The sequence below is a fragment of the Pedococcus sp. P2_D7 genome, from assembly GCF_056404295.1.
This window is the reverse complement of record NZ_JBFUEH010000001.1, coordinates 590,962-610,015: the sequence shown is the minus strand read 5'-3', so window position 1 is coordinate 610,015 and position 19,054 is coordinate 590,962. Positions and strand designations below refer to the sequence as shown.

At 71.5% G+C, this 19,054-nt stretch carries 20 protein-coding genes; 14 read left to right on the top strand and 6 right to left on the bottom strand.

Annotated features, from left to right (window positions below):
* Positions 1-91: 91 nt before the first annotated feature.
* The 8 genes from ribD (at position 92) to AC1DWJ_RS02885 (ending at position 5,883) form a co-directional block, all read left to right on the top strand.
* The gene (ribD, locus tag AC1DWJ_RS02920) at positions 92-1,114 is read left to right on the top strand and encodes a bifunctional diaminohydroxyphosphoribosylaminopyrimidine deaminase/5-amino-6-(5-phosphoribosylamino)uracil reductase RibD (protein WP_477619949.1); all 1,023 of its coding nucleotides are present in this window, start codon (positions 92-94) and stop codon (positions 1,112-1,114) included.
* Positions 1,114-1,731 carry a riboflavin synthase gene (locus AC1DWJ_RS02915; protein WP_457255496.1) on the top strand — a complete coding sequence of 206 codons (618 nt, stop codon included), beginning with the start codon at positions 1,114-1,116 and terminating at the stop codon, positions 1,729-1,731. The genes ribD and AC1DWJ_RS02915 overlap by 1 nt, the downstream gene beginning before the upstream one ends.
* Complete coding sequence (gene pnuC, locus AC1DWJ_RS02910; RefSeq protein WP_477619948.1) at positions 1,728-2,441, top strand: nicotinamide riboside transporter PnuC; 714 nt, start codon at positions 1,728-1,730, stop codon at positions 2,439-2,441. Before AC1DWJ_RS02915 ends, pnuC begins: the two co-directional genes overlap by 4 nt.
* A complete protein-coding gene (gene ribB, locus AC1DWJ_RS02905) occupies positions 2,438-3,664 on the top strand; it encodes a 3,4-dihydroxy-2-butanone-4-phosphate synthase (RefSeq protein WP_477619947.1) in 1,227 nt (408 codons plus the stop codon). The genes pnuC and ribB overlap by 4 nt, the downstream gene beginning before the upstream one ends.
* Positions 3,661-4,146 (top strand): 6,7-dimethyl-8-ribityllumazine synthase, encoded by a 486-nt coding sequence (gene ribH, locus AC1DWJ_RS02900; RefSeq protein WP_056923324.1) that lies wholly within the window; start codon positions 3,661-3,663, stop codon positions 4,144-4,146. The genes ribB and ribH overlap by 4 nt, the downstream gene beginning before the upstream one ends.
* On the top strand, positions 4,143-4,406 hold the full coding sequence (locus tag AC1DWJ_RS02895) for a phosphoribosyl-ATP diphosphatase (protein WP_457255493.1): 264 nt from the start codon (positions 4,143-4,145) through the stop codon (positions 4,404-4,406). The genes ribH and AC1DWJ_RS02895 overlap by 4 nt, the downstream gene beginning before the upstream one ends.
* A gap of 110 nt (positions 4,407-4,516) precedes the next feature.
* Positions 4,517-5,362 carry an ATP phosphoribosyltransferase gene (hisG, locus tag AC1DWJ_RS02890; protein WP_457255492.1) on the top strand — a complete coding sequence of 282 codons (846 nt, stop codon included), beginning with the start codon at positions 4,517-4,519 and terminating at the stop codon, positions 5,360-5,362.
* The gene (locus AC1DWJ_RS02885) at positions 5,359-5,883 is read left to right on the top strand and encodes a PH domain-containing protein (RefSeq protein WP_457255491.1); all 525 of its coding nucleotides are present in this window, start codon (positions 5,359-5,361) and stop codon (positions 5,881-5,883) included. The genes hisG and AC1DWJ_RS02885 overlap by 4 nt, the downstream gene beginning before the upstream one ends.
* A gap of 46 nt (positions 5,884-5,929) precedes the next feature.
* Here AC1DWJ_RS02885 and AC1DWJ_RS02880 read toward each other — a convergent pair whose 3' ends face one another.
* From AC1DWJ_RS02880 to AC1DWJ_RS02865, 4 genes are all read right to left on the bottom strand, one after another.
* A complete protein-coding gene (locus AC1DWJ_RS02880; RefSeq protein ID WP_457255490.1) occupies positions 5,930-7,126 on the bottom strand; it encodes an MFS transporter in 1,197 nt (398 codons plus the stop codon).
* A 23-nt stretch (positions 7,127-7,149) separates the two neighbouring features.
* Entirely contained in the window at positions 7,150-8,268 is a 1,119-nt protein-coding gene (locus AC1DWJ_RS02875; RefSeq protein WP_457255489.1) for an FUSC family protein, read from the bottom strand.
* A gap of 1 nt (position 8,269) precedes the next feature.
* On the bottom strand, positions 8,270-8,845 hold the full coding sequence (locus AC1DWJ_RS02870; protein WP_457255488.1) for a DUF5655 domain-containing protein: 576 nt from the start codon (positions 8,843-8,845) through the stop codon (positions 8,270-8,272).
* A 62-nt stretch (positions 8,846-8,907) separates the two neighbouring features.
* The gene (locus AC1DWJ_RS02865; protein ID WP_477619984.1) at positions 8,908-9,495 is read right to left on the bottom strand and encodes a nucleoside/nucleotide kinase family protein; all 588 of its coding nucleotides are present in this window, start codon (positions 9,493-9,495) and stop codon (positions 8,908-8,910) included.
* A 31-nt stretch (positions 9,496-9,526) separates the two neighbouring features.
* Here AC1DWJ_RS02865 and hisF point away from each other — a divergent pair, with 31 nt between their 5' ends.
* Positions 9,527-10,300, top strand: a complete 774-nt coding sequence (hisF, locus tag AC1DWJ_RS02860; RefSeq protein ID WP_477619946.1) for an imidazole glycerol phosphate synthase subunit HisF — start codon at positions 9,527-9,529, stop codon at positions 10,298-10,300.
* A 111-nt stretch (positions 10,301-10,411) separates the two neighbouring features.
* Here hisF and AC1DWJ_RS02855 read toward each other — a convergent pair whose 3' ends face one another.
* A complete protein-coding gene (locus AC1DWJ_RS02855; RefSeq protein WP_477619945.1) occupies positions 10,412-10,705 on the bottom strand; it encodes a DUF1905 domain-containing protein in 294 nt (97 codons plus the stop codon).
* 18 nt (positions 10,706-10,723) lie between these two features.
* The gene (locus AC1DWJ_RS02850; protein WP_477619944.1) at positions 10,724-11,368 is read right to left on the bottom strand and encodes a TIGR03085 family metal-binding protein; all 645 of its coding nucleotides are present in this window, start codon (positions 11,366-11,368) and stop codon (positions 10,724-10,726) included.
* A gap of 62 nt (positions 11,369-11,430) precedes the next feature.
* Between AC1DWJ_RS02850 and AC1DWJ_RS02845 the strand changes: the two genes are divergently transcribed.
* From AC1DWJ_RS02845 to AC1DWJ_RS02825, 5 genes are all read left to right on the top strand, one after another.
* Complete coding sequence (locus AC1DWJ_RS02845) at positions 11,431-13,269, top strand: ABC transporter ATP-binding protein (protein ID WP_477619943.1); 1,839 nt, start codon at positions 11,431-11,433, stop codon at positions 13,267-13,269.
* Positions 13,266-15,047, top strand: coding sequence for an ABC transporter ATP-binding protein (locus AC1DWJ_RS02840; protein ID WP_477619942.1), 1,782 nt, complete (start codon positions 13,266-13,268; stop codon positions 15,045-15,047). The genes AC1DWJ_RS02845 and AC1DWJ_RS02840 overlap by 4 nt, the downstream gene beginning before the upstream one ends.
* A gap of 147 nt (positions 15,048-15,194) precedes the next feature.
* Entirely contained in the window at positions 15,195-15,749 is a 555-nt protein-coding gene (locus AC1DWJ_RS02835; RefSeq protein WP_477619941.1) for a DUF6529 family protein, read from the top strand.
* Positions 15,750-16,032: 283 nt separating this feature from the next.
* Positions 16,033-16,845 (top strand): LLM class flavin-dependent oxidoreductase, encoded by an 813-nt coding sequence (locus AC1DWJ_RS02830; RefSeq protein ID WP_477619940.1) that lies wholly within the window; start codon positions 16,033-16,035, stop codon positions 16,843-16,845.
* 58 nt (positions 16,846-16,903) lie between these two features.
* The gene (locus AC1DWJ_RS02825; RefSeq protein ID WP_477619939.1) at positions 16,904-18,973 is read left to right on the top strand and encodes a spermidine synthase; all 2,070 of its coding nucleotides are present in this window, start codon (positions 16,904-16,906) and stop codon (positions 18,971-18,973) included.
* Positions 18,974-19,054 lie beyond the last annotated feature (81 nt).

Sequence of the window (19,054 nt, the reverse complement as noted above, 5' to 3'; positions counted from 1 at the left end):
ACCAGCCTCCCCGCGTCACTGATCTCGCCCAGCAGGCCAGCCCTGCACGACCCCCGGAGCTCGACCATCGGTCTCGAGCGAGGGCAGGACAGTGGCAGAGCAACCAGACGACAGGGCGATGATGAGCCGTGCCCTGGCGCTGGCTGCCCACGGTCCGGACGCCGACGCCAACCCGCGAGTCGGGTGTGTGCTCGTCGACCCCGAGGGTGAGGTCGTGGCAGCGGGCTGGCACCACGGGGCCGGCACCCCGCACGCGGAGGCCGACGCGCTCGAGGCGGCGGGCGAACGCGCGGCGGGCACCACGGCATACGTCACGCTCGAACCGTGCAACCACGTCGGGCGCACGCCCTCCTGTGCCAGGGCCTTGTATGCCGCGGGCGTGAGCCGCCTGGTCTACGCCCAGGCCGACCCCAACCCGGTCGCGGCCGGCGGGGCGGCCTGGCTGCTCCGCAAGGGCGTGGTCGTGCAGTCGGGCGTCCTCGCCGAGGAGGCGCTGGCGCTCAACCCGACCTGGACGCACCTGGTCACCACCGGCCTCCCGTGGGTGACGTGGAAGCTCGCGACCACCCTCGACGGCCGCAGCGCGGCAGCCGACGGCACCAGCCAGTGGATCACCGGTGAGGAGGCGCGGGCCGACGTGCACGAGCAGCGGTCGCGGTGTGGGGCGATCCTGGTGGGCACCGGCACGGCCCTGCTCGACGACCCCCAGCTGACCGCCCGCAAGCCCGACGGTTCGCTCTACCCGCACCAGCCGATCCGGGTGGTGATGGGGGAGCGCGACCTGCCCGCCACGGCACGGGTGCTCGACGACGCGGCGCCGACCTGGCAGCTGCGCACCCGGGACCCCAAGCACGTCCTGACTGCGCTGGCCGAGGCCGGCGTCCACCACGTCTGGCTGGAGGGCGGGCCCACCGTCGCGGCGGCCCTCATGTCGGGCGGCCTGGTCGACGAGATCGTCGCCTACGTCGCCCCGGTCCTGCTGGGCCGCGGTCGTCCTTCGGTCAGCGACCTCGGCATCACCACCATCGACCAGGCACTTCGCTTGCGTCCCACCGACATCACGCTGATCGGCCACGACGTGCGGATCACCGCAGCCCTGAAGGAGACCGCCTGATGTTCACCGGAATCGTGGAGGAGCTCGGCCACGTCGTCGCGCTCGAGCCCGGCGCCACGTCGGCCCGACTCACCGTCGCGGGGCCGCTCGTCACGTCCGACGCGGTCCACGGGGCGTCCATCTCGGTCAACGGCGTCTGCCTGACGGTCGTGGAGCACGGCGAGGGGCAGTTCACCGTCGACGTCATGGCCGAGACCCTCGACCGCAGCAGCCTCGGGGGGCTCGGGGTGGGTGACCCGGTCAACCTGGAGCGGGCGATGTCGGCCACGAGCCGGTTCGGTGGGCACATCGTCCAGGGCCATGTCGACGGCACCGCCGAGATCCTCGACCGCATCCCCGGCGACCGCTGGGAGGTCGTGCAGATGAGCCTCCCCGAGTCGTTGGCCCGCTACGTGGTCGAGAAGGGGTCGATCACGGTCGACGGGGTCAGCCTCACGGTGTCGGCCCTCACCGGGTCCACCGACGGCGCCGCCACCTTCAGCGTCTCGCTGATCCCCACCACGCTTGCCCTGACCACATTGGGACACAAGGGAGTTGGCGATCAAGTCAACCTCGAGGTCGATGTCCTGGCCAAGTACGTCGAACGCCTGATCACCTCCAAGGAGACCATCGCATGAACTGGCTCGAACAGCTCTTCTCGGCCGAGCTCACCATCGGCAGCAGCCACATCCTGTGGCGTGAGATCGTCGGCAACGCCTTCGGTTTCGCGTCCGCGATCGGCGGCATGCGTCGGCGCGTGTGGGCCTGGCCCGTCGGCATCATCGGCAACGCGCTGCTGTTCACGGTGTTCTTCGGTGTCGCGTTCAGCAACCCGCAGCAGGAGACGTTGTACGGCCAGGCCGGGCGGCAGATCTTCTTCATCATCACCAGCGTCTACGGCTGGTGGCGCTGGAACCAGGTGCGGTCCCGCCGGCATGGCGCTGACGACGCCCCTGCCATCACGCCACGGTGGGCCACCGCCACCGAACGACTGCAGTACGTGGGCTTCTGGGTCGCCGGCGTCGTCGTGATCCAGTGGGTGTTCGCGTCGATCGGCAGCGGTCCGTTCTGGCAGGCGCCGCGCTGGTACTTCTGGTGCGACGCCTGGATCTTCATCGGCTCCATCGTGGCGACCTACGCGATGGCGCGCGGCTGGAACGACTTCTGGCTCGCCTGGATCGCCGTCGACCTGGTCGGTGTGCCGCTCCTGTGGCACTCGAAGTTCTACCCGTCGGCCATCCTCTACGTCGTCTACGGCGCCCTGGTCATCTACGGGTTCTTCGTGTGGCTCAAGGCCTCTCGTGAGGAGCGCGACCCGGCGCCCGAGCTGAGTGAGGTCTCGGCATGATCGGCCTGGCCACCGTCGAGGACGCCTTCGCAGCTCTGTGCGAGGGACGGCCGGTGCTGGTCACCGACAGCGCGGACCGGGAGAACGAGGGCGACGTGATCCTCGCGGCGCAGACCCTCACCGACGAGTGGCTGGCCTGGACGATCCGCCACACGAGTGGCTACATCTGCGCGCCGGTCACCGACGCGACCGCCGACCGCCTCGGCCTGCCGCTGATGGTGGCCGAGAACCGCGATCCGTTGCGGACCGCCTACACGGTGAGCATCGACGCGGCCGAGGGAGTCTCGACCGGCATCAGCGCCGCGGACCGCGCCCGGACCATCCGGCTCCTCGCCGACCCCCTTTCGACCCCGGCGTCGTTCGTGCGTCCCGGACACGTGATCCCGTTGCGGGCCAAGGCGGGTGGGGTCCTCGAGCGGCCGGGCCACACCGAGGCGGCAGTCGACCTGTGTCGGCTCGCCGGGCTGGCACCTGCCGGAGCGATCGGCGAGCTGGTCAACGACGACGGCACGATGATGCGCCTGCCGGAAGTGCTCGCCACCGGTGCCGTCCACGACGTGCCGGTCATCACCATCGAGCAGCTCGTGGCCTGGCGCCAGCTGCACGACCGCGTCGAGACGCTGGCCGAGACCACCCTGCCCACCCGGCACGGGGAGTTCGCGACGATCGGGTTCCGTGACCGGCTGACCGGTGACGAGCACGTCGCCCTGGTCAGCCCCAGGGGTGCCCACGGTCCGGCTCCCTTGGTGCGACTGCACTCCGAGTGCCTGACGGGCGACGCCTTCGGGTCCCTGCGCTGCGACTGCGGGCCACAGCTCGAGCGGTCGATGGAGCGGATCGCCGCCGAGGGTGGCGTGCTCGTCTACCTGCGCGGGCACGAGGGGCGCGGCGTCGGCCTGGTGTCGAAGCTGCAGGCCTACGCCCTCCAGGACGCCGGGCTCGACACCGTCGACGCCCAGCTCGAGCTCGACCTGCCCGTCGACGGCAGGGAGTATGCCGCCGGCGCGGCCATCCTCTCCGCGCTCGGCCTGTCGTCGGTGCGGCTGCTCACGAACAACCCGGCGAAGGTCGAGGCGCTCTCGCGCTACGGCATCGACGTGGCGGCCGTCGAGCGCCTGTCGATCGCGCCGAACGCCGCCAACCGTGCCTACCTGCGCACCAAGCGCGACCGGATGGGCCACGACCTCGTGGTTGACGCGAGCGACCAGGGGGCCAGCGCGTGAGCGGACACGGTGCCCCTGCTGTCACGGCGGACGGGAGCGGCCTGCGCGTCGCGATCGTGGCCGCCTCGTGGCACACCGAGGTGATGGACGGGCTGGTCGCGGGTGCGCAACGAGCCCTGGCCGAGGCCGGCGTCGTCGACGTGCCGCTCGTGCGGGTGCCGGGCACGGTGGAGCTCACCGTCGCGTGCGCGCGGCTCGCCCCGGCATACGACGCGCTGGTCGCGCTGGGGGTCGTGATCCGCGGTGGCACCCCGCACTTCGACTACGTCTGCTCGGGGGTCACGCACGGGCTGGCCCAGGTGAGCGTGCACACGGGGATACCCATCGGGTTCGGGGTGCTCACGTGTGACGACGACGCCCAGGCGCTCGACCGCGCGGGGCTGCCGGGATCGAGTGAGGACAAGGGGCACGAGGCGGCGATGGCCGCCGTGGCGACCGCGGTCACCCTCGGCGACCTCGCTCCCCGTACCCTTGGCGCGTGAAGACTTTCGACGACCTGTACGCCGAGCTGGCCGAGAAGGCGGTGAGCCGACCCGAGGGGTCCGGCACCGTCGCCGCGCTGGACGCCGGCGTGCATGCCATCGGCAAGAAGATCGTGGAGGAGGCGGCCGAGGTCTGGATGGCCGCCGAGCACGAGGGCAAGGACCGCACGGCCGAGGAGATCAGCCAGCTGCTCTACCACCTGCAGGTGCTCATGGTCGCGGCCGAGATCTCCCTCGACGACGTCTACAGCCACCTCTAGCACCCACCACCGGCACCGCCAGTAACCACCAGCGCCAGTAACCACCGCCGCCAGCAACCACCGTCCTCCGGCAACCGCCGCCAGACCACCACATTCAGGAAGGCACGCACATGTTGCGCATCGCCGTCCCCAACAAGGGTTCGCTGTCCGAGCCGGCTGTCGAGATGCTGCGCGAGGCGGGCTACCGCACGCGCCGCGACACCAAGGAGCTCGTGCTCACCGACACCGACAACGAGGTCGAGTTCTTCTACCTGCGACCGCGGGACATCGCGGTCTACGTCGGCTCCGGCACCGTCGACTGCGGGGTCACCGGCCGCGACCTGCTGCTCGACGCCGGCAGCGCCGCCATCGAGGTGATGACGCTCGGCTTCGGTGGCTCCACGTTCCGGTATGCCGCGAAGCCCGGCACCTGCTCCAGCGTCGCCGAGATCTCGGGTCATCGCGTCGCGACCAGCTACCCGGGGCTCGTCGGCAAGCACCTGGCCGACCAGGGCGTCAGCGCCCAGGTGGTCCGCCTCGACGGCGCCGTCGAGACCGCGATCACCCTCGGGGTGGCCGATGTCATCGCCGACGTGGTCGAGACCGGCACGACGCTGCGCCAGCAGGGCCTGGAGATCTTCGGCGAGGAGATCCTGCGCAGCGAGGCGGTGCTGATCCGTCGCGAGGGCTCGCACGAGACCGCGGCCGTCGAGGTGCTGCGCCGCCGGCTGACCGGCGTGGTCACCGCCCGTCACTACGTGATGCTCGACTACGACGTGCCGGCCGCGCTGGTGGATGCGGCCTGCGCCATCACCCCGGGGCTCGAGTCGCCGACCGTCTCGGCGCTCCAGAACAAGGACTGGGCCGCCGTGCGGGCCATGGTCCCTCGGGCGCGGACCAACGCGATCATGGACGAGCTCTACGAGCTGGGCGCTCGGGCCATCCTGGTGACCGACATCGCCGCCTGCCGGTTGTGACGGCCGTGACCCCCTCGGGTCGGACTCCGGACCGGGCCGCCGACAGCGCGGACGAGCAAGCTGCCTTCGCGGTCTTCCGTCCGCGCCGGGGGCGACAGGTGGCCTACGGCTTCGCTGCGCTGACCCTGGTGCTGTTCGCGGTGATCGCCGTGCTCCTGCCCGGTCCCGCCGAGGGAGGCACCTGGCGCACCGGCGACAAGATCTTCTTCGTGGGCGTCGGCGTCGCGATCGCCTTGATGCTGTGGAGGTTTGCCGCCATCCGGGCGGTGCCGACGCGTGACGGCCTGACGGTGCGCAACCTCTTCACGACCCGCACGCTGGCCTGGCAGGAGGTGCTCGACGTGCGCTTCTCCGGCGGTGACCCGTGGGTCAGCCTCGCGTTGTCCGACACCGACACGCTCGCCGTGATGGCGATCCAGAAGGCCGACGCCGAGTTCGGGCGGGCCGAGGCAGGACGCCTCGCCGCGCTCGTGCAGGCGCTCGGGCCGTCGGCGACCAGCCCCGACGTCACCCTCGACTGACGCGCCTGGTGCGGCCCCTGACTGAGGCGGCTCGTGCTGGGTGAGGTCACTCGACCTTGCGGAGGCCGGGCCTGAGCACGGCGGAGAAACCGACCTGGGCCAGCATCAGCACCGTGAGCGTGCCCCAGATGGCGGTGAACCCGCCCGTGAGGTCGCGCAGCGCACCCATGCTGGCGGGACCGAACGACGCGATCGTGTAGCTGAACAGGAACGCCATGCCGGCCAGCCGCGCGCTGGCAGCGGGGGATCCGGCGTAGTCGACCATGAGGACCAGACCGAGGGCGAACGACGCCCCTTGGCCGAACCCGAGGACGGTCGCCCACACCCAGGGCGCGCCGTGGGGAGACAGCCACAGTCCCGCCTGCCCGAGGAGTCCGAGCACCGAGGCCGAGAGCAGCAGCACTCGCCGGTCGTGGATGCGGTCGGTGAGGGCCGGGGCGAGCAGTCCCGAGACCAGCTGGGCGGCGGTGAACACGGAGAGCAGGTAACCCGCGTCGGTCGGGTCCCAGCCGCGCGCTGTGTAGGACGGGGCGAGCCAGGCCAGGGTGGAGTAGAACTCGACCGACTGGACCGCGAGGTAACCGGCGACCAGCCAGGCCGTCGCGTGACCCCAAGGGAGCCGGGCCGGGGCCACGACGGACGGGTTCGCGGCACGGTGCCGCGCGTGCCCCGTGAGCACCGGCACCCAGGCGAGGACTCCCACCACCGCGAGCAGCGACCAGGACGCCAGTGAGGCCTGCCACGAGCCCAGCCAGCCCTCCAGCGGCACCGACAACGCGGACGACGCGCCGGCCCCGCCCATCATCGCGAGCATGTACAGCCCGGTGACCAGCCCGGCGCGCTCAGGTGGGAAGAGCTCCTTGACCAGACCGGGGAGGAGCGTGCCACCGATGGCGATGCCGACCCCGGCGAGGAACGTCCCGGCATACAAGGGCCAGGTGGCGCCACCCGCGAGCCGGAGGCCGAGCCCCACGGCGACGCACACGATCGACAGCTCGACCGAGGCCGCGGCACCCAGCCGCGCGGCGATCCGCTGCGCGCTCGGCGCGAAGAGCCCCATGCAGAGCACCGGCAGCGTGGTGAGCGCGCCGAGTGCGGTGTTGGACAGGCCGAGGTCGTCGGCGATGGTCTCGGTGAGCGGCGGCACGCTGGCCATCGCGGTGCGCAGGTTGGCAGCGACGGCGACGAGCGCGAGCGCCATCAGCCAGACCGGGGGCAGGTGGGGGTGGCGGCGAGTGGACATCCCCGCCAGTCTCGCAGCCGCGCTCAGTCGTCCTGCGGGCCGGTGGTCATCGACTCGGGCACCATGTCGCGCGCCTCGTCCAACGGCATGCCCGTGAGCATCAGCAGGTCGACCACCATCGACCGGATCTGGGCGCGCATCACCTCTCCCGACAGGCCGGCGGACGGGTCGATGACCGCGCTGGCCTCACCGATCCGTTGCAGGCCGACCCGGGCGTTGGTGGGCAGCCGTCGCTCGCCCAGCTCGCGGGCGATGTCCTCACAGGTCTCGGCGAGAGAGTCGAGCAGCCGCAGGTAGGCCGTCGGAACGGCCTCCTCGCGCCACGTCGCGATCGCGGCCCGACGGACCAGGACCCGCAGGTTGCGGATGGCGCGGTCGAGCGGTTCGAGCAGGTCGGCGATCGCCTGCACCCCCGGGAGGTGGCGACGCCGGAACGGCGACAGCCGCACGACCGCGATGCCCTCGGCGGACAGCGCCCGGGCCTCGTCGAGCATGGCTTCGGAGTCCCGCGCGCGGGACAGGGTGGCCGAGGCCAGGTCGGAGTCTCCGGTGCGCAGGGAACGCGCCGTGTCGGCGAGCACCTCGCCGATCTCGTGGACGACGAGGGACGCCTGCTGGCGTGGTCGGCGCAGGGGAGCGGCAGGCGCCACGAGCGTGAAGGCCAGCGCCACGCAGCCACCCACCACGGCGTCGAGCCAGCGCGTGAACGCCTGCCCCGAGCCGGCGACCAGGGTGGTGACGATCACCGACTGCACGCCGGCCTGGGTGATGAGCAGCATGCCCGCGCCGAGCAGGGCAGCGACGCTCATCGACAGCACGACCACGACGATGATCTGCCAGAAACCCGACCCGAAGAAGTGCACGAAGACGTCGCCGACGAAGACCCCCACGGCGACCCCGATCATCACCTCGGTGACCCTGCGCAGCCGCTGGCCGAAGGACATCCCGAGCGAGATCATCGCCGTGACCGGGGCGAAGAACGGCCGGTTGTGGTGCAGCACGTCGCTGGCCACCCACCATGCCGTGGCCGCGCCGAGGCCGCACTGCACGATGAAGAACATCCGGCTGACCAGCCGGTCGGTCCGCACCCGTGCCTCGCGGCGCGATCGTCGCGCCGCGCGGGCCAGGTCGACGGTCGACACGTCAGCCGTTCTGCGCGTAGGCGGCCTCGAGGAGCGGCCCGAGCGAGCGCAGGTCGTCCTCGTCCGCGTCGGAGGTGAGGTGCAGCCAGTGGGTCGCCTGCGCGAATCCCTTGGCGGGGGAGAGCCGTTCGTCGTCGGGCACCTGGCCGCGGAACCGGAAGCCCACGCGTACGGTGTCGCGGGGTCCGGGAGCCACCGCCACGAACTGGGTGCGGCGGACGACCGGGATGTAGGTGCCGCGGCCTTCGCGGTGGGCGTCGTCGCCGAGCCCCTCCGCCAGCGTGACGATCGCGTCGTGGATCGGGCGCAGGTGCGCCTTGCCCTCGCCGTAGAGGGCATCGGTGTAGCCGTCGGGGTCCGGTCGCTTCCACCCGGCCGCCGTGGCCGCCGCGTCGGCGATGGCCCACTGGGAGTTCTGCTGCACACCGTGGACGTCACGCAGCCAGGCCCGCACGGCCTTCTGGTCCAGCCCGTCGACGCCCGACCCGTCGACCAGCGCGACCCACTCGTCGAGCGTGCGACCGGTGCGCTCCTGCATCGACCCGGTGACCGCGGCCATCATGTCTGCGGGTTCCATGGCCCCGATTATGTCTGCCGCGTGGCCGGCGTGCTCCGAACGCCGAGCCGGGCTGGGTACAGCTAGCGGCGGTCGCGGGTCGTGTCGAGGAACAGGTCGGCGCGTTCCCAGGTGCGGTCGGCCTCGTAGAGCCGGCGCTCCTGCGTGGACCAGCGGTCCCAGAACGGCGCGTAGCCGGGGTCGCGCGCCAGCCCACGGGCCCGGCGCACCGACTCCTCGGCCTCCACCCAGACCAGCACCGAGGCAGCCTTGCCCACGGGCAGCGCGCCGGAGCCACAACCCTCGAGGACGACCACCTCCGAGGACGGCAGCTGCACCCACTCGGCGTACTGGCCGGCCGCCCAGTCCCACCGGCGGTAGCGGGCGGGCAGGCCCTCGGTGAGCGGGCCGACGACCCACTCCTGGGCGCGGTGCGTGCCGGCCCGCAGGCCGTCCCACCCCGGGTAGAGGTCGTCCATGTGCACGGTGGGGGCGGCGAGGTCGGCAGCCACGTCAGCGGCCAGCGTCGTCTTGCCGGCACCACTCGGACCGTCGACACAGATGAGGTGGGTCGTGCCGCAGAGAGGCTGGCTGGCGTCGACGAGGGCGACGATCGCCGCGACCACCGCTCTCTTGTCGACAGGCGTGGTCGCTCTCTGGTCGACGGGCATGCGTTCCAGACTAGATCGCTAGGCTCGCCGGGTGAGTGTTGCGACCCGCGTCATCCCCTGTCTCGACGTCGATGCAGGACGTGTCGTCAAGGGCGTGAACTTCGTGAACCTGCGCGACGCGGGCGACCCGGTCGAGCTCGCCAAGCTGTACGGCGAGCAGGGTGCGGACGAGCTGACCTTCCTCGACGTGACGGCCAGCAGTGGCAACCGCGAGACGACCTACGACATCGTGGGCCGGACCGCCGAGCAGGTTTTCATCCCGCTGACCGTCGGCGGGGGAGTCCGCACGGTGGACGACGTCGACCGCCTCCTGCGGGCGGGTGCCGACAAGGTGGGTGTCAACACCGCCGCGATCGCCCGACCCGAGCTGATCGCCGAGGTCGCCGACCGGTTCGGCTCGCAGGTGCTCGTGCTCTCGGCGGACGTGCGGCGGCGCGTCGACCCTGCGGGCAACCCCACCGGCGGCTTCGAGGTCACCACCCACGGCGGCCGCCAGGGCACCGGCCTCGACGCGGTCGAGTGGTGCGCTCGCGCCGCCGCACTGGGGGCCGGTGAGATCCTGCTGAACTCGATGGATGCCGACGGCACCAAGGACGGCTTCGACGTCGAGCTGATCGAGCTGGTGCGCCGAGAGGTGTGGATCCCGCTGATCGCCAGTGGGGGAGCCGGTCGCGTCGAGCACTTCGCCCCCGCCGTCCGGGCGGGGGCGGACGCGGTGCTCGCGGCGAGTGTCTTCCACTTCGGCGAACTCACCATCGGTGACGTCAAGGACGCCTTGCGGCAGGACGGCATACCGGTCCGCTAGCGACGATATCTCATGCAAAAGGCGAGTTAGCGCCGTGCCAGCGCGGCGCTAACTCGCCTTTTGCATGAATGAGCGACGAAAACTCGACACGACTGAGTCACCCGGACGCGGCTAGTCGAGCACCTCGAGGAGCACCGTCACGGGGTCCTCCTCCTCGATCGACTCGGCCACCCGCACGGCTTTCTTGACGGGCAGGACGTAGCGACCGTCGTCACCGGGGAAGACCGAGGTCGTCCACGTCGTCGCGCCGACCGTGACCCGCACCCGCACCGAGCCGAAGCCGCGACCGGGAGGTGGACGTTCGCTGACCACCTCGCTGGCTTCCTCGTCGAGGGTCACGAAGTACCAGGAGTCGCGGGCGCCCCACTCCCACAACGGGGCGGTGAACTCGACCTCCTCTCCCACGGCTCCTCCTGCGTCAGATCAGGACAGCCCGAGCGGCGCGTCCCAGAGCGCCTGGACGGCCTCGTCGCTGCCGGTCACCTGGAGGTCGGCCACGCGACGGCGACCGTAGGCGGCCAGGACGAGCTCGGTCGCCTCCCCGCGCAGCGTGACGGTGCCGAGCTCGGTCTCCCCCCGCACGGTGAGCGACTTGCCGTCGGTCCGCTGCAGCACCACGCCGACGGGGCTGCGTCGGAAGAAGATCTTGCCCATCCGCTTCAGGGTCTTCCACAGGGCCTTCTGCTCGCGCAGCGGCACCTCGCGTCGAGGCCCGACCTCCCCGTCGCCGCGCAGGACGTCCTCGTGGTGGATGAAGAACTCCACGAAGTTCACCGCGTCGTCGACCGAGGACAGCTGGGTCGGTGCCCAGGACGGCGGTCCCGACCGAATCAGGTCGACGAGCTCCGGCCACGGCTTGGCGGCGTACTCGGCCTGCCCGTCCTCGAGCCGGGCCGCCAGGGGGGGCAGCCAGATCCCGGGGGCGAGGTCGGGTCGACGCTCGCGGACGACGAGGTGTGCCGCCAGGTCTGCCGTGGTCCACGGCGAGCACAAGGTCGGCGCACCGGGGCCGACCTCGTCGAAGGTGTCGCAGAGGGATTCGCGCTCGAGCCGGGCGAGGTGGGTCATGACGTCATCATGCCTGCCCCGTGAGAGGGTTGGGTTTCCCACCCAGCTCTCGGAGGTCAGCAGTGTCGCTCGACGCGTCAGCCGATGCGGCGCCGTCGCTGAAGCGCAGCCTGCAGATCGTGTGGGTGGGGGTGCGGCGCGAGCCACGCTGGTTCGCGTTCGCCGTCGCCGGGAGCGCCCTCTACGGCGTGATGACGGTGCTCACGGCCTGGGCGATCGGCAAGGTCACGCGCGAGCAGGTGCAGCCGGCCGTGGCCGCCGGGCACGCGACCGCAGCCCAGCTGTGGACCATCTTCGGCTGGATCGCCGGCGTCGTCGTCATCAACGTCGTCGGTGTCGTGATCCGGCGCATCGCTGCTGGCTACACGATGTACAACGTCGCGGCCGGCTTCCGCCGCGAGGTGACGCGGCAGTACCTTCGGCTCCCGCTCGCGTGGCACCACCGACACCCGTCGGGGCAGCTGCTCTCCAACGCCAACGCCGACGTCGAGGCGACCTGGAACGTCTTCGCGCCGCTGCCGATGGCGATCGGCGTGATCATCATGCTGGTGGCCGGCATCGTGCAGATGGTGCTGGTCGACCCGGTGATGGCGATCATCGGCCTGACCGTCTTCCCGGCGCTGTTCCTCGCCAACATGGTCTTCCAACGGGCCATGTCGCCGCGGGTCTCGCGGGCCCAACAGCTGCGCGCCGAAGTCAGCGAGGTGGCCCACGAGAGCTTCGAGGCGGCGCTCATCGTGAAGTCGATGGGTCGCGAGCAGCAGGAGTCCGACCGGTTCGAGGAGGTCACCCGACGGCTGCAGGCGGCCAACGTCGAGGTCGGTCGCACCCGAGGCACCTTCGACCCCGTCATCGAGTCGATCCCGACCCTCGGCACCCTGGCCGTCCTCGCGGTCGGCGCGCACCAGGTCGCGAACGGTGCCCTCACGCCCGCCGCGGTCGTCCAGGTCGCCTACCTCATCTCCGTGCTGGCCTTCCCGGTGCGCGCCCTCGGCTGGGTGCTCGGCGAGCTGCCGCGCACCGTCGTCGGCTGGAACCGCGTCGACGCCGTGCTCAAGGCACGAGGGGAGCTGGAGTTCGGGTCGGTGCAGCTGGACCGGCGGGGGGCCTCCCATGCCCGACTCGACCGGGTCGACTACTCCTACGACATCATCGACGAGGCCGGCGAGGAGTCGACCTTCCAGGCCATCCACGGGGTGTCGCTCGAGGTCGCGGCCGGCTCGACGGTGGCGCTGGTCGGACCCACCGGCTCGGGCAAGACCACGCTGACCAACCTCACGCTCCGCCTCGTCGACCCGCACCACGGACGGGTGACCCTCGACGGGCTCGACCTCCGCGAGGTGGCTCGCGGCGGGGTGTCCGCGGTGGCGGCGCTGGTGCCACAGCAGACCTTCATGTTCGACGACACCGTGAGTGGCAACGTCACGCTCGGCGGCGACTACACCGACGAGCAGGTGTGGGCCGCGCTCGACGTCGCGCAGGCCACCGGCTTCGTCACGGAGCTGCCGCTCGGCATCGAGACGCGGGTGGGGGAGCGCGGCACCTCCCTGTCGGGTGGCCAGCGGCAGCGGATCGCCTTGGCCCGAGCCGTGATCCGTGGCCCTCAGCTGCTGGTGCTCGACGACGCCACCAGTGCCGTCGACCCCGCGGTGGAGCAGGCGATCCTCGCCGGCCTGCGCAGGACGAGCGCCGGCACGTCGGTGCTGGTCGTCGCCTACCGCATGTCGACGATCACGCTCGCCGACCAGATCGTCTACGTCGAAGGGGGTCGGGTCGTCGACCACGGCACCCACAGGGAGCTCGAGCAGCGGTGTATCGGCTACCAGCGGCTCGTCACCGCCTACGCCCGCGAGGCTGCCGAGCGCGCCGCCGTCGCCGCAGACGAGGAGGTGGACGCGTGAGCACCTCGATCGACGCCACGTCCTCGCTGGGCACGGTCGCCACCCTGAAGCGCGGCCTCGACCTGTCGCCCGAGCTGCGCCGCGGCCTGGGGGTCACCCTCGGGCTCGCCGCCGTGACCACCGTCGGCCGGATCGTCGTGCCGTTCGTCGTCCAGCAGACGACCGACAACGGGCTGGTCGGCAAGAACGGCCCCGACCCCGGCCTGGTGACCCGCTACGTGCTCTTCGCCCTGATCGCCGTGGCCATCACCGCCGCGAGTGCGTATGCCGTGAACGTGCGCCTCTTCCGGTCCTCCGAGGCCGGGCTGGCGTCGTTGCGGCTCAAGGCGTTCCGCCACATCCACGACCTGTCGATGCTCACCCAGAACACCGAGCGCCGCGGCTCGATGGTCAGCCGTGTCACCTCCGACGTCGACACGATCAGCCAGTTCGTCCAGTTCGGCGGCATCATCCTGGTGCTCAGCCTCGGACAGATCGCCGTGGCGACGGGGCTGATGCTCTACTACAGCCCGCTGCTCACCGGCGTGGTGTGGCTCTGTTTCGTGCCGCTGCTCTTCGTGATCCGCCGGTTCCAGGCCATCGTCGGCCGGGCCTACACGATCGTCCGCGAACGAGTGGGCGACCTGCTGGCGGCCGTGTCGGAGTCCGTCGTGGGAGCCGCCACCATCCGCGCCTACGGGGTCGAGGAGCGCACGGCCACCCGCATCGACGCGGCCATCGAGGCGCACCGCGCGGCCTCGATCCGGGCCCAGGTCCGGTCGGTCGTGGCGTTCTCGTCGGGGCAGCTGGTGGCCGGCCTGACCCTGGCCGTCGTCCTCGTCGTCGGCACCGTCCAGGCCACCGGCGGTCACCTCAGCCTGGGCAAGCTGCTGGCCTTCCTCTTCCTCGTCAACCTGTTCACCCAGCCGGTGCAGCAGGCCACCGAGATCCTCAACGAGCTCCAGAACGCCGTGGCCGGTTGGCGCCGGGTGATCGGGGTCATCGACACCCCGGCTGACGTGGCCGACCCGGGCGACGAGGGCCAGACGTTGCCCCGCGGGCCGATCACCGTCGACTTCGACGCGGTGTCCTTCGCGTATCCCGGTGGTGACACCGTCCTGCACGACGTCAACCTGTCGATCGCTCCGCGGTCGCGGGTGGCGATCGTGGGGGAGACCGGGTCGGGCAAGTCCACCCTGGCCAAGCTGCTGACCCGGCTGATGGACCCCACCGAGGGCACCGTGCGGATCGACGGGGTCGACCTGCGCGACGTGCGGTTCTCCTCGCTGCGCGACCGCGTCGTGCTCGTGCCGCAGGAGGGCTTCCTCTTCGACGCGACGCTGCGCGAGAACGTCCGCTTCGGTCGACCCGGGGCCACCGACGAGGACGTGCGCCTCGCCATCACCGAGCTCGGCCTCGACGCCTGGCTGGCCGGGTTGCCGCAGGGACTGGCGACCGAGGTCGGGCAGCGCGGTGAGTCCCTGTCCGCGGGTGAGCGCCAGCTCGTCGCCCTGGCCCGCGCCTACCTCGCCGACCCCGACCTGTTGGTCCTCGACGAGGCGACGTCGGCGGTGGACCCCTCCACGGAGGTCCGCCTCCAGCGGGCCCTCGAAGGCCTCACCCGAGGTCGCACCTCGATCGCCATCGCGCACCGGCTCTCCACGGCCGAGGCCGCCGACGAGGTCGTCGTCGTCGACCGTGGCCGCATCGTCGAGCGCGGACCGCACCGAGACCTGGTCCGCCAGGACGGCGTGTATGCCGCGCTGCACGCCTCGTGGGCGGCGCAACAACGCGGCTGATGGCCTCGAGCGGAGGGCCGCGCGATGGAGGTCGACAGCTGTGTGCGCCACGGCTGGGCGTCGCAGACACTGGCGGGGGTGGGGGCGCAGGAGCATCCTGACCTCATGGCAGAGAGCTCGTCGCCTGGGCCGACGCCCGCTCGGAGCATGACCGTCCCCCTCACGGGATTCGCGGTCGGCGCGGTGGTTGCGGTGCTCCTCGGCGTGTTCGGCAGAGCGCACGACCCGACGCTCGCCGGCACCACCACCCTGGGCTTCCGGACGGTCCTGGCCATGAAGGTGGTCGTCACCGTGGCCATCGGCGTGATCGCCGTCCTCCAGCTCCTCGGTGCACTCTGGCTCTACGGCAGGCTGGGCGCAGCGGCGCCCGCGTGGCTCGGGACTGCGCACCGCGTCTCCGGATCGATCGGCGTCCTGCTCATCGCCTTCGTCGCCTACCACTGCCTCTGGGCTCTTGGCCTGGAGTACGGGACGTTGCCCGACGGAGAGCCCGTGTCCACCCGGACGCTCGTGCACGGCATACTCGGCTGCCTCGTCATCGGCGCCCTGGTGACCAAGGTGGTCGCGGTGCGGTCGAAGCACGCGCCCGGGTGGTTCCTCCCCGTGGCAGGTGGGCTGCTCTTCACGCTGCTGATGGCCGCGGTGCTGACCTCGGCGGTCTGGTACCTCGCCGCCAAGGGCTGGCCGGCCTCCGGCTACTGACGCCTGACGGGGCGTGGAGGGCGAGGTATGGCGCGTTCGCGCCTCCGATGGGACCCTCGACCATGGGGACGAGACGGAACATCCACTGCCTGATCCGTGGCCACCGCTGGGACGTCGTGAGCGACGACAGGGGACTGGACGAGCGCTGCGTGAGGTGTGGCAGGCACCGTGCCGGCGCACGCACTGACGAGGCCGAGGTGATGATCCGGGGCATGCGCAACGGCGGGGGAGGCGTGGGTATCTGACGCTGCGACCTCGTGGGGTCAGGGGCAGGATCAGCCACATGACGAGACCGTTCCGCTTCGGGGTCGTGGCCCCCGTGCTCACCGACCTGCCGACGTGGCGCGACCGGGTGCGCCGCATCGCCGACCTCGGCTACTCGACGCTGCTCATGCCCGACGTCCCGCTCTGGCAGCCCGCACCTGCACCGACTCTCGCGCTGGCTGCCGCGGTCGCTCCCGACCTCCGCGTCGGGACCTGGGTGTCTGCCGCGCCCATGCGGCCGGCGTGGAGCCTGGCGTGGGAGGCGCACTCACTCTCGGTGCTCACCGAAGGTCGGTTCGAGCTGGGCATCGGCACCGGTCGGCCCGGTATCGAGGACGAGCTGCGCGAGCGCGGCCTGCCCGTCACCTCGCCGGCTGAGCGGCTGCGCGAGGTGCGCGAAGCCGTATCCCAGCTGCGCGAGCTGGACGGACCCGAGGTCCACACGCCGGTCGTGATGGCGGTCCGTGGACCGAAGGCGCAGGCGCTGGCGAGCGAGGTCGCCGACACGGTCACCTTCTCCACGACGTCGCGGGACACCCGCGCCGAGGTCGCCGAGCTCGCCCTCGGCTTCCGGTCCACCCGGGACGTCGAGCTCGCGCTCCACGTGCCGGTCATCGGTGACGGGATCGCGGCGTTCATGGCGTCGGCGCGGGAGACCGACCCGGCCGCGCTGCGCGAGGCAGACTCGCTGCTCGTGCTCCCGGGCGACCCCGCGGCCGCCATCGAGGAGCTCCAGCGACGACGCGCGGAGCTGGGGTTCTCCTACGTGGTGATCGGTGCCGACTTCGCGGAGGTGATGGCCCCCGTCGTGGCCGCTCTGGCGGGCCACTAGCCCGCGCTGTTGCTACGGTTCCCTCGGTCAGTGCCGACCGGCATACGAGGGGGATGCGATGCAGCTGGACGACGAGGTGGGCCACGCCGCCCAGCCCACCCCCGTGCGGGCGGAGGCGCGCCCCACGGGTGCCGAGCGCCTCCTCGCACCAGGCGACCGCACGAGGCTGGTCCTCGCCAGCGCCCTCATGCTGTTCGTGGAGCTGGCGCTGATCCGGTGGACCTCGTCCAACAACCTCTACCTCGTCCACATGACCAACTTCGTCCTGCTGGCGAGCTTCCTGGGCATCGGCATGGGCTTCCTGCGCGCCAGGGCCACCCGCGACCTCTTCCCGCTGGCGCCGCTCCTCCTCGTCGCGCTGGTCGGCTTCGTCCTGGCGTTTCCGGTCCGCACGGGGACGGGTCGTGGCGGGCGGTGGCAGCTGGTGGGGATGTTCGACCTGGCACCCCTCCCACGGTGGCTCAGCCTGAGTGTCATCTTCGTCCTCGCCGTGGCGACGCTCATGGCCCTCGCCCAGGAGGTCGCGCGCACCTTCGCGCGGTTCGAGCCGCTCGAGGCCTACCGCCTCGACGTGGTCGGCAGCCTGACCGGCATCGTCTGCTTCGCGGCCCTGTCGTTCCTGCGGCTGCCTCCGCTCGGGTGGGGGCTGGTCGCAGTGGCCGTCTTCGTCGTCCTGCTCGGCCGCCGGTTGCGGCTGCTGCGGCGGTGGCCGGCGATCGCCCTCGCGGCCCTGGTCCTGATGCTCGGGGCCGAGTCCGTCGTGGGCAGCTTCCAGTGGTCGCCGTACTACAAGATCCACACCACCCAGCTGGCCGGCGGCCTGTTCCGGGTCGAGGTCAACAACACTCCGCTCCAGACCGCGCTCCCGGTGGCCGACATCCGGCGCGACTCGCCGTTCTACCTCTACCCCTACACCTATGCCGGCTCCCGCGACGACGTGCTCGTCATCGGCGCGGGCACCGGCAACGACGTGGCGGTGGCGCTCGCGCAGGGCGCCAAGCGCGTCGACGCGGTCGAGATCGACCCCGCGATCATGCAGCTCGGCCGGGACCACCACCCCGACCGTCCGTTCTCCGACCCGCGTGTGACCACCCACGTCGACGACGGCCGGGCCTTCATGGAGCGCACCGACCGGCACTACGACCTCATCCTGCTCGCACTGCCCGACTCCGCGACCATCGTCACGGGACAGTCGGCGCTGCGGCTGGAGAACTACCTGTTCACCACCCAGGCGCTCACCCAGGCCCGTTCGCTGCTCAAGCCGGACGGCACGTTCGCGATGTACAACTACTACGAGCCGTGGCTGCTCGACCGCTACGCCAACACCGTGCGCACCGTCTACGACGCGGCCCCGTGCGTGCAGCTCGGACCGAGCTACGGACCGCGCCAGCAGGCGGTGCTCACGCTGCGCAAGGACGCCAGCACCGGTGGGTGCACGACGACGTGGTCGCCCCGGAGCGCCGCGCTGGAGCCGTCCGTCGACGACCGCCCGTTCCCATACCTCGGGTCGCGCACGATCCCCTCGTTCTACCTCTGGATGCTCGGGCTGGTCCTGCTGGCCTCGCTGGTCGGGGTGCGCACGGTCGCGGGTCCGCTGCGGACCATGCGGCCCTACGTCGACCTCTTCTTCATGGGCGCCGCGTTCCTGTTGCTGGAGACCAAGAACGTCGTGCAGTTCGCGTTGCTCTTCGGCACCACCTGGGCGGTCAACGCGGCGGTCTTCGCCGGCGTGCTCCTCAGCGTCCTCGCGGCGATCGAGGTGGCGCGGCGCGTCACCATCGGTCGCCCCGTCCTCTTGTATGCCGCGTTGCTGGCCGCGCTGGCGGCGGCCTGGCTGATCCCGCAGGACGCGTTGCTCGACCTGTCCCTCGTGCCGCGGTTCCTGGCGGGCGTGACCATCGCGTTCGCGCCGATCTTCATCGCCAACCTGCTCTTCGCGGTGCGGTTCAAGGGCGCCGGCTCCAGCACCGTCGCGTTCGGAGCCAACCTCCTCGGCGCCATGGTCGGCGGGGCGTTGGAGTACCTCGCGCTGATCTTCGGCTTCAACGCCCTGCTGGTCGTGGTGGCGGTCCTCTACGGGGCCGCGCTCCTCACCGGGTACCGGCACCTGGTCGCCATCCGCGCCTGACGGTTTCCTTTCACGCCCCGCTCTGGGAGCCTTGCGGGAGGGATGGCGGCGCCCTGGGCCAGCCGACAATCTCGGAGTGGG